Annotated in this window: 27 protein-coding genes; 11 read left to right on the top strand and 16 right to left on the bottom strand. The window is 56.5% G+C overall.

Features of this window, described 5'->3' with window-relative positions:
* Positions 1-67: 67 nt before the first annotated feature.
* From WC370_02480 to WC370_02470, 3 genes are all read left to right on the top strand, one after another.
* Positions 68-637 carry a M48 family metallopeptidase gene (locus WC370_02480; GenBank protein MFA5308336.1) on the top strand — a complete coding sequence of 190 codons (570 nt, stop codon included), beginning with the start codon at positions 68-70 and terminating at the stop codon, positions 635-637.
* Between the two features lie 125 nt (positions 638-762).
* Entirely contained in the window at positions 763-1,275 is a 513-nt protein-coding gene (locus tag WC370_02475; GenBank protein MFA5308335.1) for a MarR family transcriptional regulator, read from the top strand.
* Positions 1,265-2,905: an MDR family MFS transporter gene (locus tag WC370_02470; protein ID MFA5308334.1), complete on the top strand. Its 1,641-nt coding sequence runs from the start codon at positions 1,265-1,267 to the stop codon at positions 2,903-2,905. The genes WC370_02475 and WC370_02470 overlap by 11 nt, the downstream gene beginning before the upstream one ends.
* 7 nt (positions 2,906-2,912) lie before the next feature.
* Here the strand turns inward: WC370_02470 and WC370_02465 are convergent, their stop codons facing one another.
* The 9 genes from WC370_02465 to WC370_02425 form a co-directional block, all read right to left on the bottom strand.
* A complete protein-coding gene (locus tag WC370_02465; GenBank protein ID MFA5308333.1) occupies positions 2,913-3,431 on the bottom strand; it encodes a GNAT family N-acetyltransferase in 519 nt (172 codons plus the stop codon).
* Between the two features lie 2 nt (positions 3,432-3,433).
* Positions 3,434-4,501: a bifunctional phosphoglucose/phosphomannose isomerase gene (locus WC370_02460; GenBank protein ID MFA5308332.1), complete on the bottom strand. Its 1,068-nt coding sequence runs from the start codon at positions 4,499-4,501 to the stop codon at positions 3,434-3,436.
* A 160-nt stretch (positions 4,502-4,661) separates the two neighbouring features.
* A complete protein-coding gene (locus tag WC370_02455) occupies positions 4,662-6,089 on the bottom strand; it encodes a phosphoglucomutase/phosphomannomutase family protein (GenBank protein MFA5308331.1) in 1,428 nt (475 codons plus the stop codon).
* A 246-nt stretch (positions 6,090-6,335) separates the two neighbouring features.
* The gene (locus WC370_02450; GenBank protein MFA5308330.1) at positions 6,336-6,527 is read right to left on the bottom strand and encodes a hypothetical protein; all 192 of its coding nucleotides are present in this window, start codon (positions 6,525-6,527) and stop codon (positions 6,336-6,338) included.
* A 114-nt stretch (positions 6,528-6,641) separates the two neighbouring features.
* Positions 6,642-7,226, bottom strand: a complete 585-nt coding sequence (locus WC370_02445; protein ID MFA5308329.1) for a hypothetical protein — start codon at positions 7,224-7,226, stop codon at positions 6,642-6,644.
* A 152-nt stretch (positions 7,227-7,378) separates the two neighbouring features.
* A complete protein-coding gene (gene metK, locus WC370_02440) occupies positions 7,379-8,587 on the bottom strand; it encodes a methionine adenosyltransferase (protein ID MFA5308328.1) in 1,209 nt (402 codons plus the stop codon).
* Positions 8,588-8,858: 271 nt separating this feature from the next.
* The gene (ahcY, locus tag WC370_02435) at positions 8,859-10,124 is read right to left on the bottom strand and encodes an adenosylhomocysteinase (protein ID MFA5308327.1); all 1,266 of its coding nucleotides are present in this window, start codon (positions 10,122-10,124) and stop codon (positions 8,859-8,861) included.
* Between the two features lie 10 nt (positions 10,125-10,134).
* The gene (locus tag WC370_02430) at positions 10,135-10,359 is read right to left on the bottom strand and encodes a hypothetical protein (GenBank protein ID MFA5308326.1); all 225 of its coding nucleotides are present in this window, start codon (positions 10,357-10,359) and stop codon (positions 10,135-10,137) included.
* 91 nt (positions 10,360-10,450) lie between these two features.
* A complete protein-coding gene (locus WC370_02425) occupies positions 10,451-10,864 on the bottom strand; it encodes a gamma-glutamylcyclotransferase family protein (protein ID MFA5308325.1) in 414 nt (137 codons plus the stop codon).
* Between the two features lie 241 nt (positions 10,865-11,105).
* Here WC370_02425 and WC370_02420 point away from each other — a divergent pair, with 241 nt between their 5' ends.
* Entirely contained in the window at positions 11,106-12,377 is a 1,272-nt protein-coding gene (locus tag WC370_02420; protein MFA5308324.1) for a sugar phosphate nucleotidyltransferase, read from the top strand.
* A gap of 17 nt (positions 12,378-12,394) precedes the next feature.
* Here WC370_02420 and otsB read toward each other — a convergent pair whose 3' ends face one another.
* From otsB to WC370_02385, 7 genes are all read right to left on the bottom strand, one after another.
* The gene (otsB, locus tag WC370_02415) at positions 12,395-13,201 is read right to left on the bottom strand and encodes a trehalose-phosphatase (protein ID MFA5308323.1); all 807 of its coding nucleotides are present in this window, start codon (positions 13,199-13,201) and stop codon (positions 12,395-12,397) included.
* A complete protein-coding gene (locus WC370_02410) occupies positions 13,198-14,634 on the bottom strand; it encodes a trehalose-6-phosphate synthase (protein MFA5308322.1) in 1,437 nt (478 codons plus the stop codon). Before WC370_02410 ends, otsB begins: the two co-directional genes overlap by 4 nt.
* 30 nt (positions 14,635-14,664) lie before the next feature.
* A complete protein-coding gene (locus tag WC370_02405) occupies positions 14,665-15,510 on the bottom strand; it encodes a PhzF family phenazine biosynthesis protein (protein ID MFA5308321.1) in 846 nt (281 codons plus the stop codon).
* Positions 15,511-15,634: 124 nt separating this feature from the next.
* The gene (locus WC370_02400; GenBank protein MFA5308320.1) at positions 15,635-16,462 is read right to left on the bottom strand and encodes a metal ABC transporter ATP-binding protein; all 828 of its coding nucleotides are present in this window, start codon (positions 16,460-16,462) and stop codon (positions 15,635-15,637) included.
* Positions 16,455-17,303: a metal ABC transporter permease gene (locus WC370_02395; GenBank protein MFA5308319.1), complete on the bottom strand. Its 849-nt coding sequence runs from the start codon at positions 17,301-17,303 to the stop codon at positions 16,455-16,457. The genes WC370_02400 and WC370_02395 overlap by 8 nt, the downstream gene beginning before the upstream one ends.
* A gap of 8 nt (positions 17,304-17,311) precedes the next feature.
* Positions 17,312-18,217 (bottom strand): metal ABC transporter substrate-binding protein, encoded by a 906-nt coding sequence (locus WC370_02390; protein MFA5308318.1) that lies wholly within the window; start codon positions 18,215-18,217, stop codon positions 17,312-17,314.
* Positions 18,218-18,339: 122 nt separating this feature from the next.
* Positions 18,340-18,786, bottom strand: coding sequence for a Fur family transcriptional regulator (locus WC370_02385; protein MFA5308317.1), 447 nt, complete (start codon positions 18,784-18,786; stop codon positions 18,340-18,342).
* Positions 18,787-19,037: 251 nt separating this feature from the next.
* On the opposite strand from WC370_02385, the gene iorA reads away from it, so the two are divergent.
* The 7 genes from iorA (at position 19,038) to WC370_02350 (ending at position 25,634) form a co-directional block, all read left to right on the top strand.
* Positions 19,038-20,843 (top strand): indolepyruvate ferredoxin oxidoreductase subunit alpha, encoded by a 1,806-nt coding sequence (iorA, locus tag WC370_02380; GenBank protein ID MFA5308316.1) that lies wholly within the window; start codon positions 19,038-19,040, stop codon positions 20,841-20,843.
* 197 nt (positions 20,844-21,040) lie between these two features.
* Entirely contained in the window at positions 21,041-21,631 is a 591-nt protein-coding gene (locus WC370_02375) for an indolepyruvate oxidoreductase subunit beta (protein MFA5308315.1), read from the top strand.
* Complete coding sequence (locus WC370_02370) at positions 21,615-22,805, top strand: pyridoxal phosphate-dependent aminotransferase (GenBank protein MFA5308314.1); 1,191 nt, start codon at positions 21,615-21,617, stop codon at positions 22,803-22,805. The genes WC370_02375 and WC370_02370 overlap by 17 nt, the downstream gene beginning before the upstream one ends.
* A 258-nt stretch (positions 22,806-23,063) precedes the next feature.
* On the top strand, positions 23,064-23,435 hold the full coding sequence (locus tag WC370_02365) for an NADH-quinone oxidoreductase subunit A (GenBank protein MFA5308313.1): 372 nt from the start codon (positions 23,064-23,066) through the stop codon (positions 23,433-23,435).
* Positions 23,426-24,076 (top strand): NADH-quinone oxidoreductase subunit B family protein, encoded by a 651-nt coding sequence (locus tag WC370_02360; protein ID MFA5308312.1) that lies wholly within the window; start codon positions 23,426-23,428, stop codon positions 24,074-24,076. The genes WC370_02365 and WC370_02360 overlap by 10 nt, the downstream gene beginning before the upstream one ends.
* On the top strand, positions 24,073-24,516 hold the full coding sequence (locus tag WC370_02355) for an NADH-quinone oxidoreductase subunit C (protein MFA5308311.1): 444 nt from the start codon (positions 24,073-24,075) through the stop codon (positions 24,514-24,516). The genes WC370_02360 and WC370_02355 overlap by 4 nt, the downstream gene beginning before the upstream one ends.
* Positions 24,513-25,634, top strand: coding sequence for an NADH-quinone oxidoreductase subunit D (locus WC370_02350; protein ID MFA5308310.1), 1,122 nt, complete (start codon positions 24,513-24,515; stop codon positions 25,632-25,634). Before WC370_02355 ends, WC370_02350 begins: the two co-directional genes overlap by 4 nt.
* Positions 25,635-25,654: the final 20 nt, after the last annotated feature.

Here is a 25,654-nt window from a genome sequence, read left to right as displayed (position 1 = left end):
TTTACCCCCACCCACGCCCAAGCTTTCCTTTATTCGCGCGGTGGAAAACGGGTAAAATATATTTATAATGGCTGATTCCCGGACGGTACAGGTAGAGGGCATCGGCGCGGTGCTGTTGCAGCCCAGCGCCCGCGCCCGGCGCATCGTCATTTCCGTACGCCCCGGCCAAGGCGTGAGGGTGGCCGTGCCGCGGCACACCTCTTTCACCGCGGCGCTGGACTTTGTCAATACCAAGAAGCAATGGATAAAGAAGCACCTGACCAAAATCCAGACTTATGAAGAGCAAAAGAAGGCTTCCCAGGATGCTTTTTCCACCATAGACAAAGCGGCGGCCAGGCAGCAAATCACCGCCCGCTTGCGGCTGCTGGCGCAGCAGCACGGATTCAAGTTCGGCAAGGTATCCATCCGTAACCAGCGGACGCGCTGGGGCAGCTGCTCCGGCAAGGGCAATATCAGCCTCAATATCAAGCTGATAGCCCTGCCTCCGGAGCTATTTGATTATGTCATCCTGCACGAGCTGGTCCACACCCGACTGCACAATCACAGCCGGAAATTCTGGCAGGAGCTGGATAAATACGTGGGCAGCGGCAAATCCAAGGCCAGGAGCCTGGTGGAATACGGGCTGAGGCTGCTCTAGGGAGCGGGGTACGGAAAATACGCAAAATCTAGACGGAACCGGTTATCCGCTATTGCCATTTATAGCTATTTACGCTATAATAGTTAACATTAGTAACTATTCCGTCTTATCCGGATAAATCTTTCATGAATACCCAGGATACCATCGAAAATATCGTTGAGAATCTGTTTTACGCTATTCCGGTAATTCACAAGAAATTGATGAAGATAGACCCGCCGGATATCGAAGGCGACATCCACATTTCACGTCTGCACATCGGCATCATGGCGCTGCTCAACGAGAATATATTGCCTATTTCAGAAATCGCGAATACCTTCCTGATTCCCAAGCCGCAGATGACCTATTTATTGAACCAGATGGTCAAAGCCGGACTGGTGGAGAAGGCCGCCAACATCAATGACCGCCGGATTACCGATGTGATATTAACCCCCAAGGGCAAAGAGACCTTTAAACGATGTGACGAATTTTTAAAAAACAATGTCAGAATCATGCTTGCCTACCTGACCGAAAAAGAGCTGGAAGAGCTGGCCGTATCATTAAGTAAGCTTAAGGAAATCGGCCCCAAGCTGGGCAGCCGCGGTAAACCCAACCAGGACCCGGGCAAGACAGAATGGATATCTAAAGACAATGCAAAATAGCGGCCTTTCCGCCCCGGAGCACGCCTACACATTTACCAAGAGCCAGGTACGCTGGACCATGGCCGGCGTCATGCTGGCCATGTTACTAAGCGCCCTGGACCAGACCATAGTCGGCACGGCGATGCCGCGCATCATCGCCGACCTCAGCGGTTTCAGCCAGTACACCTGGGTAACCTCCATATACATGATTACCTCGGCCGTGACCGTGCCGATAGTGGGCAAACTCTCCGATATGTACGGCCGCAAGACTTTTTATGTAATCGGCATCGGCATTTTCGTGGCGTTCTCGCTGGCCTGCGGCTTCGCCCAGAACATGACCCAGCTGATTATTTTCCGCGGCCTCCAGGGCATCGGCGGCGGGGTAATGATGACCAATGCCTTCACGGTCATCGCGGATATCTTCCCGCCGCGGGAGCGGGGAAAATACCAGGGGCTGATGACCGCGGTTTTCAGCTTTGCCTCGGTCATCGGGCCGAGCACCGGCGGCCTCCTGACGGATAATCTCTCCTGGCACTGGGTGTTTTTCATCAACGTACCCCTGGGAGTGTTCGTAGTCCTGGCCTTTATCAAATTCTTCCCCAAATTCAAAGCGGATAGTCTGAAGCATTCCATAGATATCCCGGGGCTGATTACCCTGGTGCTGACGATTGTCCCGGCGATGTTGGCTTTGTCCTGGGGCGGCGTGACCTACGCCTGGGGTTCCCCCCAGATAATCGGGATGTTTGCTTTCGCCGCGTTGATGCTGGGCCTGTTCATCTTTTTTGAAATGCGTTCGCCGGAGCCTATCATTCCCCTGTCCATGATGAAGAACCGGATTGTAGCTATATCCAACCTGGTATCTTTCCTGGTGGGGATGGGCATGTTCGGGTCGATAATCTTCGTGCCGCTTTTCTTCCAGGGGGTGCTGGGGGCTTCCGCGACGGCCAGCGGTAACATGCAGATACCGCAATCAATAGCCGTGATGATTTCCGGCATCATCACGGGACGCCTGATGTCCACACCCAAGGTGCATTACCGGATACTGGGTATCATTTCCATGTCCTTGATTTGTGCGGGGATGTTCACCCTCAGCCGCCTCAGCCCCGCATCGCATTACTGGCAGGTGATGACCGGCGTGGTCATTACCGGGTTCGGCATGGGCATTTCCTTCCCGGTCTATACGCTCGCCATTCAGAACACCGTACCATATAGCATGCTCGGGGTGGCTACTTCTTCCAACACCTTCATCCGCTCCTTCGGCGGGGCCGTCGGCCTGGCCGTTTTAGGGTCGATAATGAATAACCGGTTTTTCTCGGCTTTTATCAACCAGATTCCGGCAGCCGTCAAGGATGCCGTGCCGATGGATAGTATTATCGCCATGGCCCATAATCCCCAGGCGCTGGTCAGCCCCGAGGCGCAGGCCCAGCTCAAAGAAATGCTTACCCAGCCGGGACTGGATGCCTCGGTGTTCGACCAGGTTATGGACACCCTGCACCGGGCGCTGGCCTCCTCTATCGCCGAGGCATTTTTGATAGGTTTCTTCATCTTGCTGGTAGGTCTGGTGCTGACCTTCTTTTTGAAGGTGAAAGGGCATGAAAAAGAAGCCTCGCCGGTGAGTAAACAGTCCGGCGGCGTTCCGCCGCCTCACTGAAGAGAAGTTAATCCCTATCCAGCTGCATGGTGACCCCCACCCCACCATCGAAAAACGCGTTGGCCGGGGATGCCTCGCGCCGGATTTCCTTAAAGCCGCACTTTTGCGCCAGGCGGATGCTGCGCTGATTCCAGTCGCCGGGTTCTACGGTAAGGCGCCGGGCATGCAGCCCGTTAAAAAGCCAGTCGATAAAAAGTCGGTTGGCCGCGGCGGCCAGTCCCCGACCCCATAAATCAGTCTCCCCTATTTTTATGTCCAGGGAGAACGTCTGCGTGTCCGAGTCGGTACAGCGGTAGCCGATTTCCCCGATGGGTTTACCGCCCAGGCAGATGATGAACATATGGAAGTCCCGGGGGCCGGGATTTTGCCAGGCGGCCCAGTGCTTGCGGACCATCTCCAGGGAGGGCTTGAGTTTTTCAGCGCGGACTTCACGCATGACCACGGGGTCGTTCCACCACCGGTGAATAACGGGGATATCCGTTTCCGTTACCGGGCGTATGGTTACGCGCTTGCCCTTCAGCTCCATCCCTACCCCCTGGCCAATTTGTCCTTTAGATATGAAATAACCTTAACCGGGGACGGGTCCACCTGATATAAAATAGCCAGGTAGTAGCTGGCAAAGTCCCCGAACATCACCAGGCTGACCATCTGCGCCAGGGCGCTTTGCCCCTCCCCATCCACGAACTCATAAGCCACGCCGGACTGCTTGAGAAGCTCGCAGGTCACCTCGTAGCGGAGCTTGATGCGCTGGTTGAACAGCGGCGAGCGCAACAAGACAACCCGTATCTTGGACGCCACTTCTTTGGGCAGCGGGAAACCGACCGTGGCGTTGTGGTTGAGCTCCGGGAAGGCCTCGTAAAAAGCCCAGGCCTTGCTGTTTTCGTTGAGCTGGGTCTTCCAGCGATGTGCCGCCTCGGAGGCGATGCCCGCGCCGTAGACCACCGGCAAATGCCCGTAAAGCCGCCGCGCCACCTGCTTGGCGGGATTGGACTTTTCCAGCGACTTTTCCTCCAGTTTTGAGGCGAGGTTTTCCAGCACCTTTACCGTTTCCGCCACGTCCGCCGACTTATCACTGATGAAGCCAAGCCGCTGCATCACGGCCAGGGTGGGGATAAAGCTGTAGCCGAGGGCCGCCCGCGGCTGGGCCTGGTATTCTATCTTGAAAACCGGAATATGATTAGCCTGCGCCATCTGCTCCAGCTTGCCGCCGGTGGTCATCGCCAGCTTTTTGGCGCCCGTCTTCAGCGCCGGTTCAAAGCCGGAGAGCGTCTCCTCCGTGTTGCCGGAATAGCTGGAGGCTATCAGCAGCGTTTTATCATCCACGTAAGCGGGCAGGCCGTAGTCCCGGTGGACGATGACCGGCACCCCGGCTTCCGCCTGCGCCAGGCTGCGCACCAGGTCACCGCCGATGGCCGAGCCGCCCATGCCCAGCACCACCACTTTATTTACGTTTTTATAATCCGGGGGGAGGGGGAAAGACATGGCGGACTGCCAAGCCTGCTTGATTTGCAGGGGCAATTCCTTAATGCGCGCCAGCATGCCGTCGGGGTCGTTCTTCGCGTAAATTTTTACGTCATCGAGGTTGATATCAGACATTTGCACTACCGCCTTCTTTTGATGTCGCTAAAGGTTGTTGCAAACGAGGCGCAACCATCGGTATCACGTCGATAGAGATTGCCGCTTCGCTCCTCGCAATGACCCGCCCGCGCGATGGTCCGACATACTCCCCATGAGCGTTCCGGCGGGCTGGCAATAATTACACTCCCGCCATTTTCCGGCCGATTTCCAGCAGCTTTTCCGCCCGCTCCGGCGAGTCCGTTTCCGCGTAAATCCGCAGCAGGGGCTCCGTGCCGGAGAACCGGATGAGCAGCCAGGTATTGTCCGCCAGGAAAAAGCGGAACCCCTCCGTGGTGTCTGTTTTTACCACCTTAACGTTATCGATAGTCTGCGGCGGGTTGTCCCGCACCCGCTGGATAATGGCCTGCCGCTGGCTTTCCGGGAAGGTGATATCCACCCGCCGGTAATGGTGCGGCCCTACCCGACTATACAGGTATTCAATAAGCTCCGAGGGCTTTTTGCCGGTGCGCACCATCAGGTCCAGGAAATAGAGGTTGGCCAGGACGCCGTCCCTTTCCAGGACATGCCCGCGGAAGCCGTAGCCGCCGCTTTCCTCCCCGCCGATAAGGGCGTTCTTGGAGCGCATCATGGGGGCGACGTATTTAAACCCTACCGCCGTCTCATAGACCGGTACCTGGAAAATCTCCCCGAGGCGGTAAGTCAGGCTGGTGGTAGTGATTGTCTTGATAATGGCGCCGCGCTCGCCGCGGACTTCCAATAGATAGAGGCAGAGCAGGGCGAACACCTGGAGCTGGGTGACGAAATTCCCCTTTTCATCCACGATGCCCATGCGGTCGGCGTCACCGTCGGTGGCCAGGCCGGCGCCGGCTTTTTGCGCTTTGACCACCGCGGCCAGCTCGTCAACGTTGGGGAGTATCGGCTCCGGGCGGAGACCGGGGAAAAGGGGGTTGCGCTGGCCGTGAATCTCCGTCAGCCGGATAGCGCCGCCGCCCAGGATGTCTTTCAAATACCCCGCCCCCGCCCCGTACATGGGGTCGATGACCAGCTTGAGATCGGCGCGCTTCAGGCTATCGATATCGACCAGCCGGGCGATTTGCTCATAATAGGCGGTATCCAGGTCCGACTCTATCACCAGTCCCTGCTTCTTGGCGTCAGCCAGGGCCAGGCGGCTCACTTTACCGGCGTCATAGGCCTTGTTGATATAGCCCACTACTTTAGAGGTAATATCATCGGAGGCGCTGGAACCATGCTCGTCCTTGATTTTGAAGCCGTTCCAGATGCCCGGATTATGGCTGGCGGTAATGACGATAGCGCCGCCGGCCTGCTTGGCGAGGACGCCGTAGCTTACCACCGGGGTGGGGACGGCTTTGGGGGCGAGGTAAACCTTAATGCCGCTGCCGGCAATCACCTCCGCGGCGGCCGCGGCAAAGTCCTCCGAGTCAAAGCGGGTATCATAGCCGATGACGATGCCCTTGCCCGCCAGCTTCGACTGTTTTAAGTAGTCCGCCACGCCCTGGGCGCAGTAGCGTACGTTCTCAAAGGTAAAGTCCTCCGCGATAATAGCGCGCCAGCCGTCCGTGCCGAATTTGATAGGATTTGGTTTCACTGGACATCTCCCCCTTTATCCCCCTCTCCACCCGCATTGAGGGGGAGGATATGGCAAAGGGGCTGCGCCCCTCTTAAGCGCCGAGTTTTTTAAGAATATATTTGGCGAGACTTTCGATTATTTCACGGTGTCTCGGGACGGGCTGCGAGATTTTAGTTTCGGGGTTTTGGTACCAGTCATGTTTGGCTCCATGACGTATCAGTACACAACCCAGACGCTCGATTTTTTTGATAAGGTCAACGCGTTTCATCCAACTAACAGCTCACCATGACGACGAGCGCGCGGAATCTTGCCGGTGCTAAGGTCCTGGAATAAGTCTTTGAGATGTTCTTTTAAATCGTCAAGACTGGCGCCCTGGGTGCGATAATCGGGAAATTCTTCCAGCCAGCCAATCCACATATCGTCTTCCTGATAATATACGAATTTCAAAGTTTCCATTTCACGCTCCGGTAAGGGACTGTTTCAAGCAAATATATTATAGCACAAGATACAATTGACGCGACCTTACCTTTTTTCCCTCTCCGTTTACGGCGAGGGAGATAAAGATATTCGCTAATCTTTGAATGTATCAAGAGCTTTCATGTCTTCTTTAGCTAGTTTTTTGTTCAACAATAATGAAACTGCTATATCCGTTATAAGTATTTCATTTAGGAAATTCCTGCCGCAACCAGAACTCATTACTATATTATTTATTAGTTTGTTAACAAAACCTCTTTCATCTAATGGATATTTCCCAACAAGTGTTGTACAAGTACTGTAATATTCATCTCGCTCGTTTGCTTCTTGGCGAAATGATTTCATCAAAGAAAAAATAATAACCGGGTTATCTCCACCAAGCGAACGTATACTTGGTTTCTCTCCTCTATCAATCATTTCACTTTCTACTTTTGGAGGCAAAATATCCCTTTCTAATAAATTCCGAAAAATCTCTTCTCGTACTAAATATCTTTGGTTCTCCTCTAAACCTTTACTAAATGCTAAATAATCTATATGGTGGATAAGAAATAATAGCCATTCATGAAATCCAATTATTTTAAGATTCGGATCAGAAGTTACTTTTTCTATTTGCTTAGCGAATAATGATAGCCTAATACAAATATTATCCACTAATACTTTTACAGCTTTACTTTTGTCCACATTTCCACCCCTTGTAAAAGTCCTCTTTCCAAGGAGGCGGGAAGGCTAGTGTATAAAATCCCCCATTAATATAGGGGGACGAAAGAGATTTCACACCACTTTTTCGTTTTTGTTTGTATCTTTGAGATTTGATTTCTGATTTTTAATTTCTCCTAACCCCCAAATCCCTCCTCCTTCAACACCTCCGCCTTGTCTGTGGCTTCCCAGGGCAGGTCTATGTCCGTCCGCCCGAAGTGCCCATAAGCGGCGGTCTGGCGGTAGATGGGGCGGCGCAGTTTAAAGTACTCTATTATGGCGCCGGGGCGCAGGTCGAAGTGCTTGTTAATCAGGTCCAGGATGACCTGGTTGTCCACCTTGGCGGTATCGAAAGTCTCGACGGAAACGGAAAGCGGGTGCGCCTTGCCGATGACGTAAGCCACCTGTATTTCAATCCGGTCCGCCAGCCCGGCGGCCACCACGTTCTTGGCGATGTAGCGCGTCATGTACGCCGCCGAGCGGTCCACCTTGGTGGGGTCCTTGCCGGAGAAAGAACCGCCGCCGTGGCGCGCCACCCCTCCGTAAGTGTCCACGATTATCTTGCGCCCGGTACAGCCGGTATCCGATACCGGCCCGCCGATGACGAACCGCCCCGTGGCATTAACGTAATATCTGGTGTCCGCATCCAGGTATTCAGCCGGCACCACCTCTTTAATGACATGTTTGATGATGTCCCGCTCAATCTGCTCGTGGGTGATATCAGGGTCGTGCTGGGCGCCGATGACGATGTTATCGATGCGCCTGGGGACGCCGTTATGGTATTCCACTGTCACCTGGCTCTTGCCGTCCGGGCGGAGGTACTTGAGCGTCCCGTTCTTTCTGACTGCCGCCAGGCAGCGGCAAAGCTTGTGGGCGAGGGAGGTGGAGAGGGGCATCAACTCCGGCGTCTCGTTGCAGGCAAAGCCCACCATCATACCCTGGTCGCCCGCGCCGATTTCGTCGAGGTGGCTGATGCCGGTGGTCTCTTTAGCTTCCAGCGACTTGCTGACGCCCATGTCAATATCCGGCGACTGCTCTTTAATCGACGCTAAAACGCCCACGGACCGGTCATCGAAGCCGTATTCCGGGCGGGTATAACCGATATCGCGCACGACATTCTTTACGATGTTGGGAACATCAACATAGCATTTGGTGGTGATTTCCCCCAAAACGATAACCAGGCCGGTGGTAGTTGCCACCTCACAGGCTACCCGGCCGTAAGGGTCTTTCTCCATAATCACGTCCAGGATAGCGTCCGCCACCTGGTCGCAGATTTTATCCGGGTGCCCTTCGGTGACGGACTCCGAGGTGAATAAATACTTGGATGCCGCGGAAAAACTGTTCATTAACTTTGCCTCCGTTTTAAATTGTCATGGCGAGGAGTCACGAAGAGATGACGAAGCAATCTCATCGAGTTACCCCAATTCCACCCTCACCTGACCTCTTTCATCAAGGGGGAGGAATGCTACATCATATTCTTTTCAAAAATCTCTACCATTCCGGTGAAAACCGGAATCCAGTGACTCTGCCTTTTACTGTTTAGGCGTAAATTACGCTATCTCTGACTACCTGGATCCCGACTTTCGTCGGGATGGTTATTATATACGGGTCGAGATTTTATGTCCCTTCATTCCAGCTGGTTAAATACTTTTTCTGCTCGGCGGTTAGTTTGTCTATGGCCACGCCCATCGCTTTCAGCTTGAGACGGGCCACCTCTTTATCTATATCCTCCGGCACGTTGTGGACTTTCACCGCCAGCTTGCCTTTGTTTTGCACCAGGTACTCCATGCACAGCGCCTGGTTGGCGAAGCTCATGTCCATAACGCTGGCCGGGTGACCCTCCGCCGCCGCCAGGTTTATCAGCCGCCCCTCGCCGAGGAGATAGAGCTTGCGGCCGTCCGGCATGGCATATTCCTCGACGTAGGTCCGGACGGTGCGCTTGCCCTTGCTCATTTTCTCCAGCACGGGGATATTGATCTCCGCGTTAAAGTGCCCGCTGTTGGCCATGATAGCGCCGTCTTTCATGGCCATGAAATGCTTTTTATCGATAACGTTTTTGTCCCCGGTCACGGTGATAAAGATATCCCCAACTCTTGCGGCTTCCAGCAGCGGCATTACCTGGTAGCCTTCCATGACGGCTTCCAGGGCGCGTACCGGCTCCACCTCGATAACGATAACGTGCGAGCCCATCCCCCGGGCGCGCATAGCCACGCCGCGGCCGGTCCAGCCGTAGCCGCAGACCACCACCTTTTTCCCCGCCCAAAGGACGTTGGTAGCCCGGGTAATGCCGTCAAGCGTGCTCTGGCCAGTGCCGTATCTATTGTCGAAAAGGTGCTTGGTGTCGGCGTCATTGACGGCCACCATGGGGTATTGCAGCGTGCCGTCCTTGTCCATGGCGCGCAGGCGGATAACGCCGGTGGTGGTCTCCTCGCTGCCGCCGATGACATTTTTAATCAGCTCTTTCTTTTTAGTGTGCATGACGGTCACCAGGTCCGCGCCGTCGTCAATAGTGAGGTTGGGTTTATGCGCCAGCGCGGCGAGAATGTGTTTGTAGTAGGTGTCCCCGTTCTCGCCCTTGATGGCGTAGGTGGGAATGCCGTATTTCACCAGCGCCGCCGCCACGTCGTCCTGGGTGGAGAGGGGATTGGAGGCGCACAGTACCAGGTCAGCCCCGCCCTCCTTGAGCGTCAGCCCCAGGTTGGCGGTCTCCGTGGTGATATGCAGGCAGCCGGAAATGCGCACGCCCTTGAGGGGCTTCTCCGCCGCGAACCTTTCCCGTATCAGCTTGAGGACCGGCATCTCCCGGTAAGCCCACTCGATGCGCTGCCGCCCCCCGGCGGCTAAAGACAGGTCCTTGACGTCATAGTTTTTAGATACAGCCATTCATCACTCCTTACCCCGGGGAATCCCCGTTTTTATTCCGGCTCCCCGGCGGCCGGCCGCCCTTGTGGAGGCGGGGGTGTTCGGCGGGACATTCCGCCAGCGGCACGGGACAGTCCAGGCAGGTGTCCCTGGCGTATTCCTCGCAGCCGTTCAGCCAGGGCACATCCCCGTTCAATTGCCCGCGCAGCGGGTGTTTCCCGGCCTCGTCGTTGGAAGGCCGCCCGATTTTACCCATTTTTTACACTCTGTTCAAAAAGCGCTGTCTCGGCTTACATTGTAACACAAGTAAAACGGGAAAATTCGACCGAATAAATGAAAAAATACGGCTAGCCCACGCCCCAGTCCCGGTATCCCTGCTTGATGACCGCGGCGTATTCTTTCGAGGGCAGGGCTTCCTGAAGCTGTCCGGATTTCACGTAGGTCACGGTCAGGTGCGGCTGGTTGTCCTCGTCAAAGACGGTGACGTTCATGCGGGTGTAGCCCACCTCATAAGTGTCCAGCTTTCTAAAGCAGGCATCCGTCACCTCATATACCGCGCCGCGTATCTTTTCCCCCCGGAAGGGTTTTATGCTGGCCACGCCGCCGTGCCACTGGCGGGACCAGCCGCAAAAGACCAGCTTATAGTTGGGCAGTACCGCTGAAAAACGCGGCCTGGCATCAGGGCAGCGTTCCTGCATCTGTTTTTTATTAAGATTACTGGCGTAAGCGAAGTATAATATCGGCTTACCTGGAAGGGTCAAACTTTCCCTCTTTTTTTATCAAGCTGCCGCCGCGGCAGGCCACAGCGCCGCAATCTTTCCTGACAGCCTTATGGCCCGCCTCTAAACGGTTCTTAAATTATATTATAAACAGCCTCACTAATAAAGCGGCGGGAAATAGTTAATTTTCAGTTATTATTTGTGATATATTTAAAATCCGCGGTTTGTCACCTGTAACATGACACAAAATCTCCAATTGGGGTACAATGTCTAGAGAGTTATCATGCGCAGGTTACTGGCCGTTATTTTAGCCGGCGGTACGGGAGAACGCTTGAGCATCCTGTCTCAGGACCGTGCCAAGCCGGCGGTACCTTTTGCCGGGAAATACCGGATAATAGACTTTACCCTCAGCAACTGCGTCAATTCCCAGGTCCACAACATCATCGTCCTTACCCAGTACCAGCCCGTCTCCCTGACCGAGCATATCGGCATCGGCACGCCGTGGGGGCTGAACGCCCCGGACCGCAATATCCGGCTGCTCCAGCCTTATCTCGCCCGCGAAGAAGGCCGCGACTGGTACAAAGGCACCGCCGACGCCGTTTTCCAGAACCTGGACCGCATGGAAAAAGAAGACATGGACGAGGTGCTGATTCTCAGCGGCGACCACGTTTACAAGATGGACTACGCCGCCATGCTGGATTTCCACCGGCAAAACGGTGCGGACGTTACCCTGGCCGTTACCCCCATGCCCGACGACGAGCTGCACCGCTTCGGGACGGTCAGCCTCGACGAGAAATCACAGGTCACCCATTTCCAGGAAAAGGTAAAAAAACCGAATAGCAACCTGGTCTCCATGGGCGTTTACCTGTTTAGTACCAAGACCCTCCGCGATTGCCTGGATATGCGGACGGGTAATGACTTCGGGCGGGACGTACTGCCGCGGCTGGTGGCTAAAAACCGGATATTCGCCTTCCAATTCGACGGCTACTGGCGGGACATAGGGACGCTGGAAAGCTACTGGCAGGCCAACATGGAAATCATGTCCATCTCTCAGTCCTTCCTGGCGGACAAAGACTGGACGATATACACCCGGGCCACGGAAGGCCCGCCGAGCAAAATCGGGGACGGCGCCGTGGTCACCAATTGCCTGCTGTCCAGCAGTTGCAAGATTGAAGGGCGGGTGGAGCACTCCATCATTTCACCGGGGGTGCAGGTGGCGGAGGGAGCCATCGTCAAGGATTCCATCGTCATGGACGGCACGGTTATCGGTCGGAACAGCATCATCGACCATGCCATACTGGACAAACTGGTTACCATCGAGCCGGACTGCCATATCGGCGCCGGGAACGATTACCGTGCCAACCGTCTGCATCCCGCCATCCTGAACAGCGGGCTGACCATCATCGGCAAGGGGGCGACTGTCCCCGCCGACTTTACCATCGGGCGCAACTGCATCATCTACGCCGGCGTCACCGCCAAAGAGCTGCCCCTTAGCGAGGTTAAAAGCGGGGAAACGGTGCGGCCGCGGCGGCGGCAGGTGCGGGAACAGCCGTAAGCGGGACTACCGCCGGACTACAGCTTCATTTCAATAAGGCGGGACAGGAACTCTTCCACCTCGGCGGGTGAGACCAGGTAATATGCGGCGGCGGAAGTTTTATCCCCCTCCCCCACAAAAACGCTCCAGCCGGAGGGGCGGCGGAGCACCTTGAAAGCGTCCTCATCGGTGGTGTCATCGCCTAAAAAGACGGTCAGCAGGCGGTCGGGTTTTAGCTTCCTGATTATCTCACTCTGGATGGACTGCACGGCTTTGCCTTTGTCCCAGTCCAGCAGCGGGCGGATTTCCCAGACTTTTTTCATGCCGAAGATTTGTATTTTCCGGGACTTGACCCACCCCTCGGCCACCTGCCGCACTACCCCAGCAATGCGCGCTTCTTCACTTTCCGGCGCCAGCCGGTAATGGACGCTCAGGCTCAAGCCCTTGTCCTGGATGATAATGCCGGGGACATCCGCCAGGGCCGCGGCTATCTTTGCCGCCATCTCCGCCATGGCCACCCCGATGAAGATGGACTTGGCCGGGCCGGTATATTCCAGCCCCGGCCCCTCCATTTCCAGCCCGTGGTTGCCGGCGTAATAAATGCCCTTGATGCCCACCAGCGACGCTATTTCCGCCAGCTCCCGCCCGCTGATGACCCCCAGGCTTACGTCCGACCTGGCCGCCAGCGTTTGCAGCTTGTCTTTCACGCTGGAGGAGAGGACGGCATCCGCCGGTTTTCCGACTATCGGCGTGAGGGTGCCGTCATAGTCCGCCAGCAGCAGCAAATGAGACGCCGCGCGGCGGTCCGCCGCGAAGTTAGCCCATTTTTTGAAAAGGTGTTTCATTTTTCCTCCGCGATGGCCGCCAGCCGGGAGAGCATGGAGGCTCCCCACTTGTAGATATTGTTTTCCGCCACCGTCCGGCGCAGGGCGGACATGCGGCGCCGCCGCTCCTCCTCCGGCATCTCGATGGCTTCTTTGATTTTACCGGCAAACTCCCCGATGACGCGGGGGTCGATGAAAACGGCCTCCGCCAGCTCCTCGGCGGCGCCGGTGAACTTGCTCAATATCAAAACGCCGTCGTCATCCGTCCGGGCGGCAACGTATTCCTTGGCTACCAGGTTCATGCCGTCATGCAGGGAGCTGACCACGCAGAAATGGGCCAGACGCCGCAAAGCGTTCAGGGTGACCGGCGTAAGCTGCCGCATTAGAGGAATTACCGGCTGCCAGGAAGCGGTGCCGTATTTCTGGTTGAGGCCGCGGATAAGTTCGTCCACGCGGCGGTCCAACTGTTCGTAAATCCCCACCTGCGTGCGGCTGGGCATACCGGCCTGGATAAAGACCACCCGGCCGAGGTAGCGGGAATTATCTTCCAGAAACCTGTCCAGCGCCTGGAGTCGCTCCGGAATACCCTTGGTATAGTCCAATCTGTCCATGCCGATGCCGACGTACTTGCCTTCCAGGTTGAACTCGCGACGCAGGCTGTCCATCTCCCGCTCTACTTCGGGAGCGGCGGCATCGCCGGAAATTTTCCGGAAGTCCACGCTGATGGGGAAAGCTTCCACCGCGGTGGCGCCGTTCACCGCGGCATCCTCCACCGACTCTTTAAAATTACGGCAGTAAGACGGCGTGTGGAAACCGAGCAAATCGTTGCCCAGCAGCCCCGCCAGTATTTCCCCGTACCAGGGGCAGGTGCGCAGCACTTTAAAAGAAGGCCAAGGGATGTGCCAGAACTGGCCGATGGTCAGCCCCGGGTTTTGCGCCCGGATATAGCTGGCCAGCAGGGCGAAATGATAGTCCTGCACCAGCACCAAAGCGCGCCGGCCGCCTATCTCCTGCGCGACCGCATCGGCGAAAATCCGGTTAACTTTCTTATAGGTGAGCCAGTCGCCGTCCCGGAAGACCGGCGGCACGGAGGTGGTGTGGCATAAAGGCCAGAGCCCCTCGTTGGCAAAGCCCAGGTAGTAGCCGTTGACTTCCTCCTGGGTCAGCCACACCCGGCGCAGGGTGTATTCCGGCCGGTCCGGCGGCACGGCCACGCGGTCGGCGGCATCTACCACCTTGCGGTCGGCGTCCCCGCTGCCCTGGGCGACCCAGGTGCCGCCGGAAGAGCGCAGCACGGGGTCCAGCGCCTCGGTGAGGCCGCCCACGGGCTGATGCCAGGTTATCTTATCGCCCGCCAGGGTATGCACGTACGGCTCGCGGTTGGAGACGACCACCAGCAGGTAGCGCGACAGCTTTTCCTTAACGAGTTGCCCCAGGCTCTCCCGCGTCCACATAAGTTTCCCCCATTAAAGCATCCGGCGGCGCTACCAGGAAAGAATCAATTGGCGCATCGCCGCCGGGATAGCAGTCTCTTTAGTTCTGCCGCCGAGCAGCACCCTGTCCTTAAGCAGGTCAACCCTGACCATCCCCCCCTCCCGTGATGTCTGGTAGCCCAGCATGCCTGATTTGCGCAATACCCCGCCCCAGTAAACCGCCAGCGCGCAATGGGCGGAGCCGGTTACCGGGTCTTCATTAATGCCGATAGACGGCGCGAAGAAGCGGGAAACAAAGTCGTAGTCCCTGCCGGCGGCCCGGGCGGTGATGCTGATACCGCGTCCGTCCAGCTTCTTCAATTGCTCAAAATCCGGCTTATAGGCTTTTACGGCGGCTTCCGAACCGACCACCACCAGGTAATCAAAGGCGGTCTGGCCGATAAAAAGCGGGGCAAGCCCCGTAGCCTGCTTAATGTCTTGTTCCCGGTTCTTTATTTCCGTGATTTCAGGGCGGGGAAAGTCCAAAGTAATATAGTCGCCGTCCCGCGCCGCCTTTAAAATACCGCTCTTGGTGGTAAAACGGATTGTTTTCTCCGGGCTAACATACCCCTTGTCCCACAAAATGCCGGCGGCGGCCAGAGTGGCGTGACCGCACAGGGCGACCTCGCGGCCGGAGAGGGTAAACCACCTCAGGCGGTAAATATCATTTTCTTCATAAATAAAAGCCGTCTCGGCAGCGGCCATTTTGACGGCAACTTTAATATAATAATCGTCCTCCCGCGCCCGCGGCAACAGGCATACCCCGGCGGGATTGCCTTTACACCCCTCCGCCACGAAGGCATTTACTTTGAAGATGCCGGTTTGGGTTATGGCTTTATCCCGGGTGGAATCCATCATAATGTCCCCATTCAGTATAGAGTATAAGAGACCGGGGGCATTTTCACAATGGTTAGCGTGCCTGATGGAAAGTTTTCTCCGGGGTACGTATGGATAGAGATTTACGCTAAAAGTCCGTTTACTCTTACTTTGTAGCGGGCGGCTCGGAGCCGCCGTGACCGTGATGGGTTTCAATCACCTGCAGTCGTTTATCCCCGGTAACTACGATGCCGAAAGTTTTCAGCAGGGCATCCGGCGTCAGTACGTCTTGCGGCGTGCCTATAGCTACCACCTTCCGCGCCATCAGCATTACCTGCCGGCAAAGCGCCGCTTCTTCTTGAATATCATGGGTCGCCATGACGACGGCGGCCCCGCGGAGCAGTTCTCCTCTAATTGCCCTTAAATAAAGCTCTTTTCCTCCGGCATCCAATCCCGTGGCCGGCTCATCAAGGACCAGGAGGTCAGCCCGATGCGCCAGTACCTGGGCGAGATAGACCCGCTGCTGCTGGCCGCCGGAAAGTGAACGTAACGGATATTCGGCCAGTTTTGCGACGCCCATGGTCTGCATGGCCGCAAGCACAATTTCTTCGTCCTGCTGGTTCATACGTCTCCATAATCCGTGGAGAGGGAAGCGCCCCATGCGCACGACATCAATGGCCCGTATCGGCAGGACGAACCCGGAAGAATGGAACTGCCCGAGATAGGCAATCCGGGAGTGATTGCCGCCGGGGGGCATACCGAAGACTGATAGCCGGCCCGCCAGCATCGGCAGCAGTCCAACTATTGTTTTTAGGAGGGTTGATTTACCGCAGCCGTTAGTACCGATGAGACCGAGCGCTTCGCCGGGTTTCAATCCAAAATTAATATCGGCCACCACCACATCGCCGGAATAGCCTATATCCAGTTTTTCCGCCTGCATCGGGAGATTCCCGGCAGGAGCCGGTGCGGCCGCTATCTTTTCCCGGCTAGTCATGGGCTTTCTCCTGCGGCATAACGGCCCGCCGACTGCCCATGTTCTTTATAATAAACACGATAAAAAATATGATTATGGCCACCATGATGATAGAAGCGCCGGCTGCCAGGTTGAAATAATAGCTTATCAGTAAGCCGGAATACATTGATAATGCCCCGAAGAGTGCGGCCCAGGCCATCATTACTTCAATACGCCGCGCCAAGAGGGCGCCGGCGCCGGCCGGGGCGATGAGCAAACCGAAAACGAGCAGCGTGCCCACCGTCTGGAAAGAGACGATTACCGTCGCCGCGACCATGAAGAGCATGATGTTGTGATAAAGACGCACCGGAAAACCGGCCACCTCCGCCTGTTCCGGGTCAAAGCTCAGCAACAGGAAAGGCCGGGCGCAGATGATAGCAACCGCCGCGATAACAATCGTCGCGATAAACTGAATAACTATTGATGACTTGCTGATACCCAGAATCTCGCCAAACAGTATACGTGTAAGGTCGCCGCTGAATGAGTTGGAGCGGGAAACAATCAATACGCCGAGCGCTAGCATCCCGACAAATAAAAGCCCGATGGCCGTATCAGAGGACAGCCGTGACTTCTGCGTAATCAGCGTGATGCCGCCTATCATGAACACAGAGCCAATCGCCGCGCCGATGATACCGGGGAAACCTAACAGTATCGCTAAAGCGATGCCGGGCAATACACCGTGCGCCAGCGCGTCCCCGATAAAAGCCAGACCGCGTAAAATAACGAAAGTCCCGGCAACCGCGCAGGCGATGGAAACCAGAATTCCGGCGATAAGGGCCTGGAGCATGAAAGCATTGGTGGAAAATGGCGTTATTAAAAACATGACTATTTCTATTTTAATGCATTAACGATGGTCGCTGCGAGGTCACGCATGAATGTAAAATAAGAACCATCAGACGGCAGCGCATGCGTTGTAAGCTCTATCACCTTAATCCCCGTTTCATCCCCGATGGCTTTGGCGACGACCGGCGATGTGCCAAGCTCGGTAAATATCGCCTTTACCTGGTTATCCCGGATGACTGTCTTTAGCGCCGCCAGGTCTGCCGCTGATACTTCCGCCTGTGAAGATAGGCTGGGAACGATTACCCCGATAAGCTGGAAATCGTAGCGCTGCGCAAAGTATCCCATGGACTCGTGTCCGGTGACGAGTTTGCGTTCGCTTAAGGGTACCTGGGCCACCGTCTGCGCCACTTCGGCGTTAAGGCTGTCCAGCTGGCTTGCCAATTCCACCGCCCGGTCGGTTACATCCAGATTGAGTTCTTGAGTCAGCACAGGAGCGAGCGCCTGGACGACACTTTTCATGGTTAAAGGGTCCATCCAGATGTGAGGGTCAGCGGCGCCAACTGCCTGGTCGGGGTCGCCGGAAGGAATTCCTTCTCCGGTCCCGACATGACGCACCGTAATGTGATTGGACACAGTAAAAAACCTGACTCCGTTGTCCCTGGCGGTTTGAAGCGTCTTTTCCATGCCGCCCTCCAGCTCCATCCCGTTTTCCACCACCAGGTCGGCTTTGTTGATTGCCTCGATGTCTTTCGCGGACGGCTCCCATTCATGCGGGTCCAGTCCGTTGGGAATGGAGACTGTTACATCGGCCTGATCACCGACCAGGTCTTTAACTATGGAGCCGAGGACGGAATAGGTAACGACGATAGATTTCTTGCCGCTGTTACTTGTTCCGGCGCCCGGCTGACAGGCCAGCGTGGTAAAAGGGAGTAGTACAATGAGTACGAAAAACAACGCGAATCTGCCCCATATCTTGCTACTATTCTGGCCCTTTTGGTGAAAAATGCCATGTCCCCGAACGTTCATGATGCTACCGTGTGAAGGCTGCCCTTCATCCCTTTCTCTTGTCTTGGTAATTATTTGGCGGCGCCGGCGGTCAGGCTGCACTCCCGGCACTGTCCCAGGAACTCTAGCAGATGGCCGTTAATTTTGAAACTGGTCTCCGCGCTGAGCCGGCGCTCCAGCTCGCCTAGGCCGCAGTCCGTAAAGTCTATGACCCGGCCGCAGTCCGAGCAAATCAGGTGGTGGTGGTGCCCGGCGGGGCGGCGTATCAGATAGCTGCGGCAGCTACCCCCGGCGTGCGTTTCACAGATAAGCCCCAGCTCCGCCAGCATCTCCAGGGTGCGGTAAATGGTCACCAGCCCCACCGAGGGGTGCTCGCGGTGGACTTTTTCATGAATGGCCGTGGGCGTGAGGTGCTCCCTCGCGTTAAGAATCACGGAAATAACGGAGCGGCGCTGCGGCGTTATCTTGTAGCCGCGCTGCCTTAAAGTGCTTTCTATTTTCTTCTGCGTGTAGTACATTTCAGCCTGCTAATTGAAAATGGTTTTCAGTTAGCAATATAACATGCCGGATAAAAGATGTCAACTGTGGCACATAATCCTTTTCCCCATGAGCGGCGGCATATTAGCCCCGCGCGACGTTGTAGCTGGCCTCGTATCTATGGTAAAATTTAAAAGTGTGAACTATTTCACATATGTCTTGATGCGCACTATATTGCATATTTTCTACGCTTTCTGATATAATATACTAAAAACATTAGTGAAATGCGTTTATGAATACACCAAAGACTTTGCAACTGCTTTCCGGTAATGAAGCCCTGGCCCTCGGCGCTTACCACGCCGGCATTCAACTGGCGGCCGCCTACCCCGGCACGCCCAGCACGGAGATAATGGAAAACCTCTCCCGCTTCAAGGATATCTACGCCGAGTGGTCCACCAACGAGAAGGTAGCCATGGAGGTGGGGATGGGGGCGGCTTACACCGGGGTGCGCGCCATGGTCTCCATGAAGCACGTGGGGCTGAACGTAGCCAGCGACCCCTTTATGGCGGCCTCCATGACGGGCATCATCGGGGGGCTGGTGGTAGTCTGCGCCGACGACCCCCAGATACACAGCTCCCAGAACGAGCAGGACAACCGTCATTATGCCCGCCTGGCCAAGGTGCCGATGCTGGAGCCGGGCGACAGCCAGGACGTTTACGACCTCATGGGCTACGCCTTCGATATCAGTGAGGAGTTCGATACGCCCGTCCTTTTCCGCACCACCACCCGCATCGCGCACTCGAAGTCGGTGGTGGACGCAAAGGGCGTTCGGACGGTGAAAAACGCCAGTCCGGCCTTTCACTTCAACGTACAGAAATACGTGATGCTGCCGGTCAACGCTTTACCCCGCCACGCATTTATCGAAAAACGCCTGTTAAGGCTGAAGGAATACGCAGAAACCTTCCCCATGAACAAAATAATCCGCAACGGGCGGAAACTGGGCATCGTGACCAGCGGCGTTGCTTACCAGTACGCCCGCGAGGTCTTTCCCAAGGCCTCCTTCCTCAAGCTGGGCATGACCTGGCCGCTGCCGGAAAAAATGATAAAAGAGTTCGCGGCCAGCGTTGACCGGCTGATCGTCATCGAGGAGCTGGACCCGTTTTTGCAGGACAATATAAAGTCGATGGGCATTCCGGTAACCGGCAAGGAGTTTATCCCGCTGGTGGGCGAGCTGAACACGCGCATCGTCACGGAAAGCGGCATCGGCGCCGGACTGCTGCCGGAAACGGAAAAACCGGATATCCTGTCCCCCGCTGACGGACTGCCCCGCCGCCCGCCCCTGCTCTGTCCCGGCTGCCCCCACACCGGCATTTACTTTACTTTGAATACCCTGGGGCAGCGCAATAAGCTGCTGGAAGCTAAAGGACCCGCCGAGCCCAAGCTGATAATCACCGGGGACATCGGCTGCTACACGCTGGGCGCTTACCCGCCCCTCAACGTCCTGGACACGACCGCCTGCATGGGCGCGGGCATCGGGCAGGCGATGGGCATGGAAAAAGCCGGCGTGAAGAGCAAGGTGGTGGCGGTTATCGGCGACTCCACCTTTATGCATTCCGGCATTACCGGGCTGGTGGACGCCGTTTATAATGACGGGCATTTCACCATTTTGATACTGGACAACCACACCACTGCCATGACCGGCCACCAGGAGCACCCCGGCACCGGCATCTCCGCCCAGGGAGAGCCGACCAACGCCGTGGATATCGAGAGCTTGTGCCGGGGCATCGGCGTGAAAGATTTAAAAGTGGTCAACGCCTTCGACGTTAAGGCTTTAAGGGACGCTTTGCGGGACTCGCTGGCGCAGCCGGTGCTGTCCGTCATTATCGTGCGGGGCGCCTGCGCCATGCAGGTGAAAAAGCGCGCCAATCCCCGGAAAGTGGACGCGGAAAAGTGCGTGCAGTGCGGCTACTGCCTCAAGCTGGGCTGCGGCGCCATCCAGACCGTGGACGGCAAGGTATTTATCGAGCCGTCCCTCTGCGCCGGTGACGCCTGCGGCATCTGCCAGCAACTCTGCCCGCAGAAGGCGATAGGAATTTAGTTACCTCTCCTCCTAACCCCCTCTCCGTCGACGGAGAGGGGGAATTAAAGGGGGTGAGGTCTGGATTCCCGTTTTCACGGGAACGAAAAGGGGAAAAGACAATGATTCCGCTCACCCTGAGCTTGTCGAAGGGTGAGCTTAGAAAAGCCTCATGGTTCGACAGGCTCACCATGAGCGGAGAAACTAAAGTGAAAAAGATGGATTTACTAATCACCGGGGTGGGGGGACAGGGCGTCGTCCTGGCTTCCGACATCATCGGGGAAACGGCTTTAGCCGCCGGATTCGACGTGAAAAAGACGGACACGCTGGGCATGGCGCAGCGCGGCGGCAGCGTGGTCAGCCACGTGCGCCTGGCGGAAAAAGTGAACTCGCCGCTGATAAAGGAAGGCACGGCCGACCTGCTGCTCGCCTTTGAAAAGCTGGAAGCCGCCCGCTGGAGCCATTATCTGGCGCCGGGCGCTATCGTGATAATCAACGATTACGAGCAGCCGCCGCTTTCGGTGGGGCTGGGGCAGGTCAAGTACCCCTCCAACGATGATATCGCCGCCGCGTTAAAACGGCGCACGGACAAGATTTATTTTATCGACGGCAACCGGAAAGTGAAAGCTCTGGGCAATGTCCGCACGCTGAACATCTTCATGCTCGGCTGTTTTTCCGTTTTCGCGCCGCTGGATATCGCCGTCTGGCAGGAAAGCATCAGCCGGCGCATGGCGGACAATATCCGCGAGATAAACCTCAAGGCGTTCGCGGCGGGCAGAAAGGAAATCGAAGGTGTCCGTATCGGCTAGAGTCAAAAAGGGCATGAAGGTGGGGTCATGGATCAGGCGCATGTTCGAAGAAGGCATCGCCATGAAGAAGGAGTTCGGCGCCGAGAACGTCTATGACCTTTCCCTGGGCAATCCCATCATGGAGCCGCCGCCGGAGTTCCGCCGCGAGCTCAAGCGCCTGGCGAACGAGCCCTTCCCGGGGATGCACGGCTATATGGAGAACGCCGGCTATCCCGCCACCCGCGCCGCCGTGGCCGCCCAGCTTGCCAAAGAGACCGGCCTCAAACTCACGGAGAAGGACGTTATCATGTCCGTGGGAGCGGCGGGCGCCATTAACGTGGCTTTCAAGACCATCCTCGACCCCGGTGATGAGGTCATCGTGTTCATCCCGTGGTTCGTGGACTACTTTAACTATGTGGAAAACCATGACGGCGTCGTTAAACCCCTCCCCACCGATGAGAATTTCCTGCCGCGGCTGGATGTGCTGGAAAAAAGCATCAACCCGAAGACGAAAGCCATCCTGATCAACTCCCCCAATAACCCCACCGGCGTGGTCTACAGCGCCGACCTGTTGACGCGGATGGCGGCCATATTGCGTAAAAAAGAGGCCGAGTTCGGTACGGAGATATTCATCGTCAGTGACGAGCCGTACAAGAGAATTATCTACGACGGCCTGAAATATCCCTCGCCGCTGAACTTCCACCGGCACAGCATCGTCTGCACCTCCCACTCTAAAGATTTGTCCATCGCCGGGGAGCGCATCGGCTACGTGGCTTTGCACCCGGACTGTGAGCACCACGACGACATGATAACCGGCTTCGTGTTCTGCACGCGGGTGCTGGGCTTCATCAATGCCCCGGCTTTCATGCAGAACGTGGTGACCAATATCCAGGGCGTTTCCATCCATGTCGGCGAATACCAGCGCCGCCGCGACTTTATTTATGACAACCTGGTGCGCATGGGTTACACCGTCAACAAGCCGCAGGGGGCTTTCTATATCTTCCCTCGCACCCCCATCCCGGACGACGTGGCTTTCGTGCACGAGCTGCAGCGGGAGCACCATGTGCTGACCGTGCCCGGGGTGGCTTTCGGCGCGCCCGGCTATTTCCGGCTGGTCTATTGCGTGGACGATGCCCTGCTGGATAAGTGCATGCCCGGCCTGGAAAAAATCGCCAAAAAGTACGGGCTGAAATAGAGGCTTCGCCCCCTGCCCTGAAGGCGGAGATTGACACGCATTAAGTGACTTAGGTGTTAGTCCGCGCCCGCCACCGCAACATGCACCTGGATGAAATAGACACTTTGCTCAAGGTAGAGCGTGGCGGGAAATAACCTCCGGCGGCCGTCTTGCTTTACCTCAAAAATTTATGGTATGCTTTACCAGTGTCTCAAAGCTGATTTTCTGAGTATTGCGCATGCTCCGGCCCGGCCAACGCCGCCGGGTATTTAAAACATCATGTTAGCCAGTTACGGATTAATAGGTTTATTCTCTATCGTGGCTGTCCTCTTCTCCCTGACGATGGTCGTTATCCCCATAATCCTGCGCCTGCTTAAAATCAACCCCAACCACCCCAACGCCGTCAAAAACTCCGTTTTCGAGTGCGGCATGGAGACCATCGGCAAGACCTGGGTACAGTTCAATTTCCGCTACTACTTCTTCGCCCTCATCTTTTTAGCCCTTGACGTGCTGGTGGTATTCCTTTATCCCTGGGCGGTACAGCTCCGGGAGCTGGGCGCCTTCAGCCTTTACGCCGTGCTCATCCTGGTGTTTATCATACTGGTCGGCTATCTTTATGCCTGGAAGAAGAAGGCGCTGGAATGGAAATAAGCAGCGATAAAGATTACATCTACACCGCTTCCGAGCTGGACAGCCACGAGGGGCAGGTCATCCAGAAGCTCAAGTCCGGCGCCCGCGAGCCCATCCCCGACCCCGCTGCATGGCTGGACGAGGACCTGAAACGCAACGTCCTGCTTACCACCGTGGACTGGGTGCTCAACTGGGCCAAGCGCTCCTCCCTCTGGACGGGCATATGCTTCCCCGCCTGCTGCGCCTTCGAGTTCATCGCGGCGGAAGGGCCGCGTTTTGATTTGTCCCGCTTCGGCATGGAAATCCTGCGCGCTTCCCCGCGCCAGGCCGACCTCATGATTACCGCCGGCACGCTTACCTGGAAGCTGGCTCCCAGTGTGCGGCGCATCTATGACCAGATGCCGGAGCCAAAGTGGGTTATCGCCATGGGCGCCTGCGGCATCAGCGGCGGTATTTTCCGCTCGTCTTACGCCGTGGTGCCGGGCTATAACAAGATTGTCCCGGTGGACGTTTATGTCCCCGGCTGCCCGCCCCGCCCGGAAGCCCTGATTTACGGCATCCGCAAGATACAGGAAAAAATCGCCAGGTCCAAGTCCGTCCCGGACCTCCCTGAAATGCCCAAATTAAAGTTGCCCGGCGGCGGAAAGGGAGACCGACCGTGACGGCATCCCTGGCGGCCAGAGAAATCGCGGCGGCGTTGAACGCCAAGTTCCCCGGCGCGGCGGAAGAGGTCGGGGCTAACGGCGCGCTGGTCAAAAACGAGTCGCTTTTTGCCGTGATGGAATACCTCAAGACCGGCGAGGGGCTGAAGTTCGACTATTTTAACTACGTTACCGCCGTGGACTATTACAGCTATTTCGAGATGGTTTACCAGCTTACCTCGCTGGAATCCAACCGCTCCGTGATGATTAAAGCCCGCTGCTATGACCGGGAGAACCCCACCCTGCCCTCCGTAACCGCTTTGTGGCAGGGGGCGGACTTCCAGGAGCGGGAGATTTTCGACCTTTTCGGCATCAAGTTCGAGGGACACCCCAACCTAAAGCGCATCTTTCTCTGGGACGGTTTCCCGGGGCATCCTTTGCGGAAGGACTTTAACGGGTGACGACTACCGAAGAGTTGACGCTCCATACCGAGCCTTTTGTTTTAAACTTCGGGCCGGTGCATCCCAGCACGCACGGCGTTTTCCGTATGCGCTGCACGCTGGACGGGGAAGTCGTCCTGGACATCGAGCCGGTTTTCGGCTATCTGCACCGCGGCGTGGAAAAGCTGGCGGAGGAGCGCACCTACACCGGCTTTATCCCCCTCACCGACCGCCTGGACTATATTTCCCCGATGAGCAACAACCTGGGCTACTGCCTGGCGGTGGAAAAGCTGGCGGGCATTAAAGTCCCGGAGCGCGCCGAGTACATCCGCGTTATCATGGCGGAGCTGCAAAGACTGGCCAATCACTGCATCGCCGTGGGGTCCATGCTGAACGATGCCGGGGCTTACTACACGCCCTTCATGTACGCCTTCCGCGAGCGGGAAAAAATTATAGATTTATTTGACATGGTCAGCGGCCAGCGCCTGACCTATAACTATATGCGTATCGGCGGGGTCAGCCAGGACATCCCGGCGGAGTTCCTGCCCGCGCTGAAAAAAATTATCAGTCGACTCAAGAAATGGGTGGAGGAATACGAAGTCCTGCTTAAGCAGAATGAAATCCTGCTGGCCCGCGCCAAGGGCGTAGGCATCCTTGCTAAAGAAATAGCCGTCAACTGCGGCATCAGCGGCCCCGTCGCCCGCGCCAGCGGCGTTAAGCGGGACGTGCGCAAGGACGACCCCTATTCCATTTACGACCGCTTCCAGTTCGATATCCCCACCGGTGAGGCCGGTGACTGCTATGACCGCTACCGCGTTAGGATAGAAGAGATGCGCCAGAGCCTGCGTATCCTGGAGCAGGCCGTGCCGCAAATACCCGGCGGCGCCGTGAAAGCGGACGTGCCCCACCTTATCCGCCCCCCCGCCGGCGACGCCTACGCCCATATAGAGTCGCCCAAGGGCGAGCTGGGCTATTACCTCGTGTCGGACAACTCTATAGCGCCCTACCGCTGCCACGTGCGGCCCACCAGCCTGATAAACCTCACCGCTTTGCGGGAAATGGTCAAGGGCTGGAAAGTGGCCGACCTTATCCTGATTTTCGGCAGCATCGATATTACCATGGGAGAAGTTGATAGATAGTGACTGTCATTGACGTTCTG

This window comes from Dehalococcoidales bacterium (assembly GCA_041652735.1).
Classification (GTDB): domain Bacteria; phylum Chloroflexota; class Dehalococcoidia; order Dehalococcoidales; family RBG-16-60-22; genus RBG-13-51-18.
The sequence above is the reverse complement of the archived record's forward strand: the minus strand, read 5'-3'. Positions and strand labels throughout refer to the sequence as shown.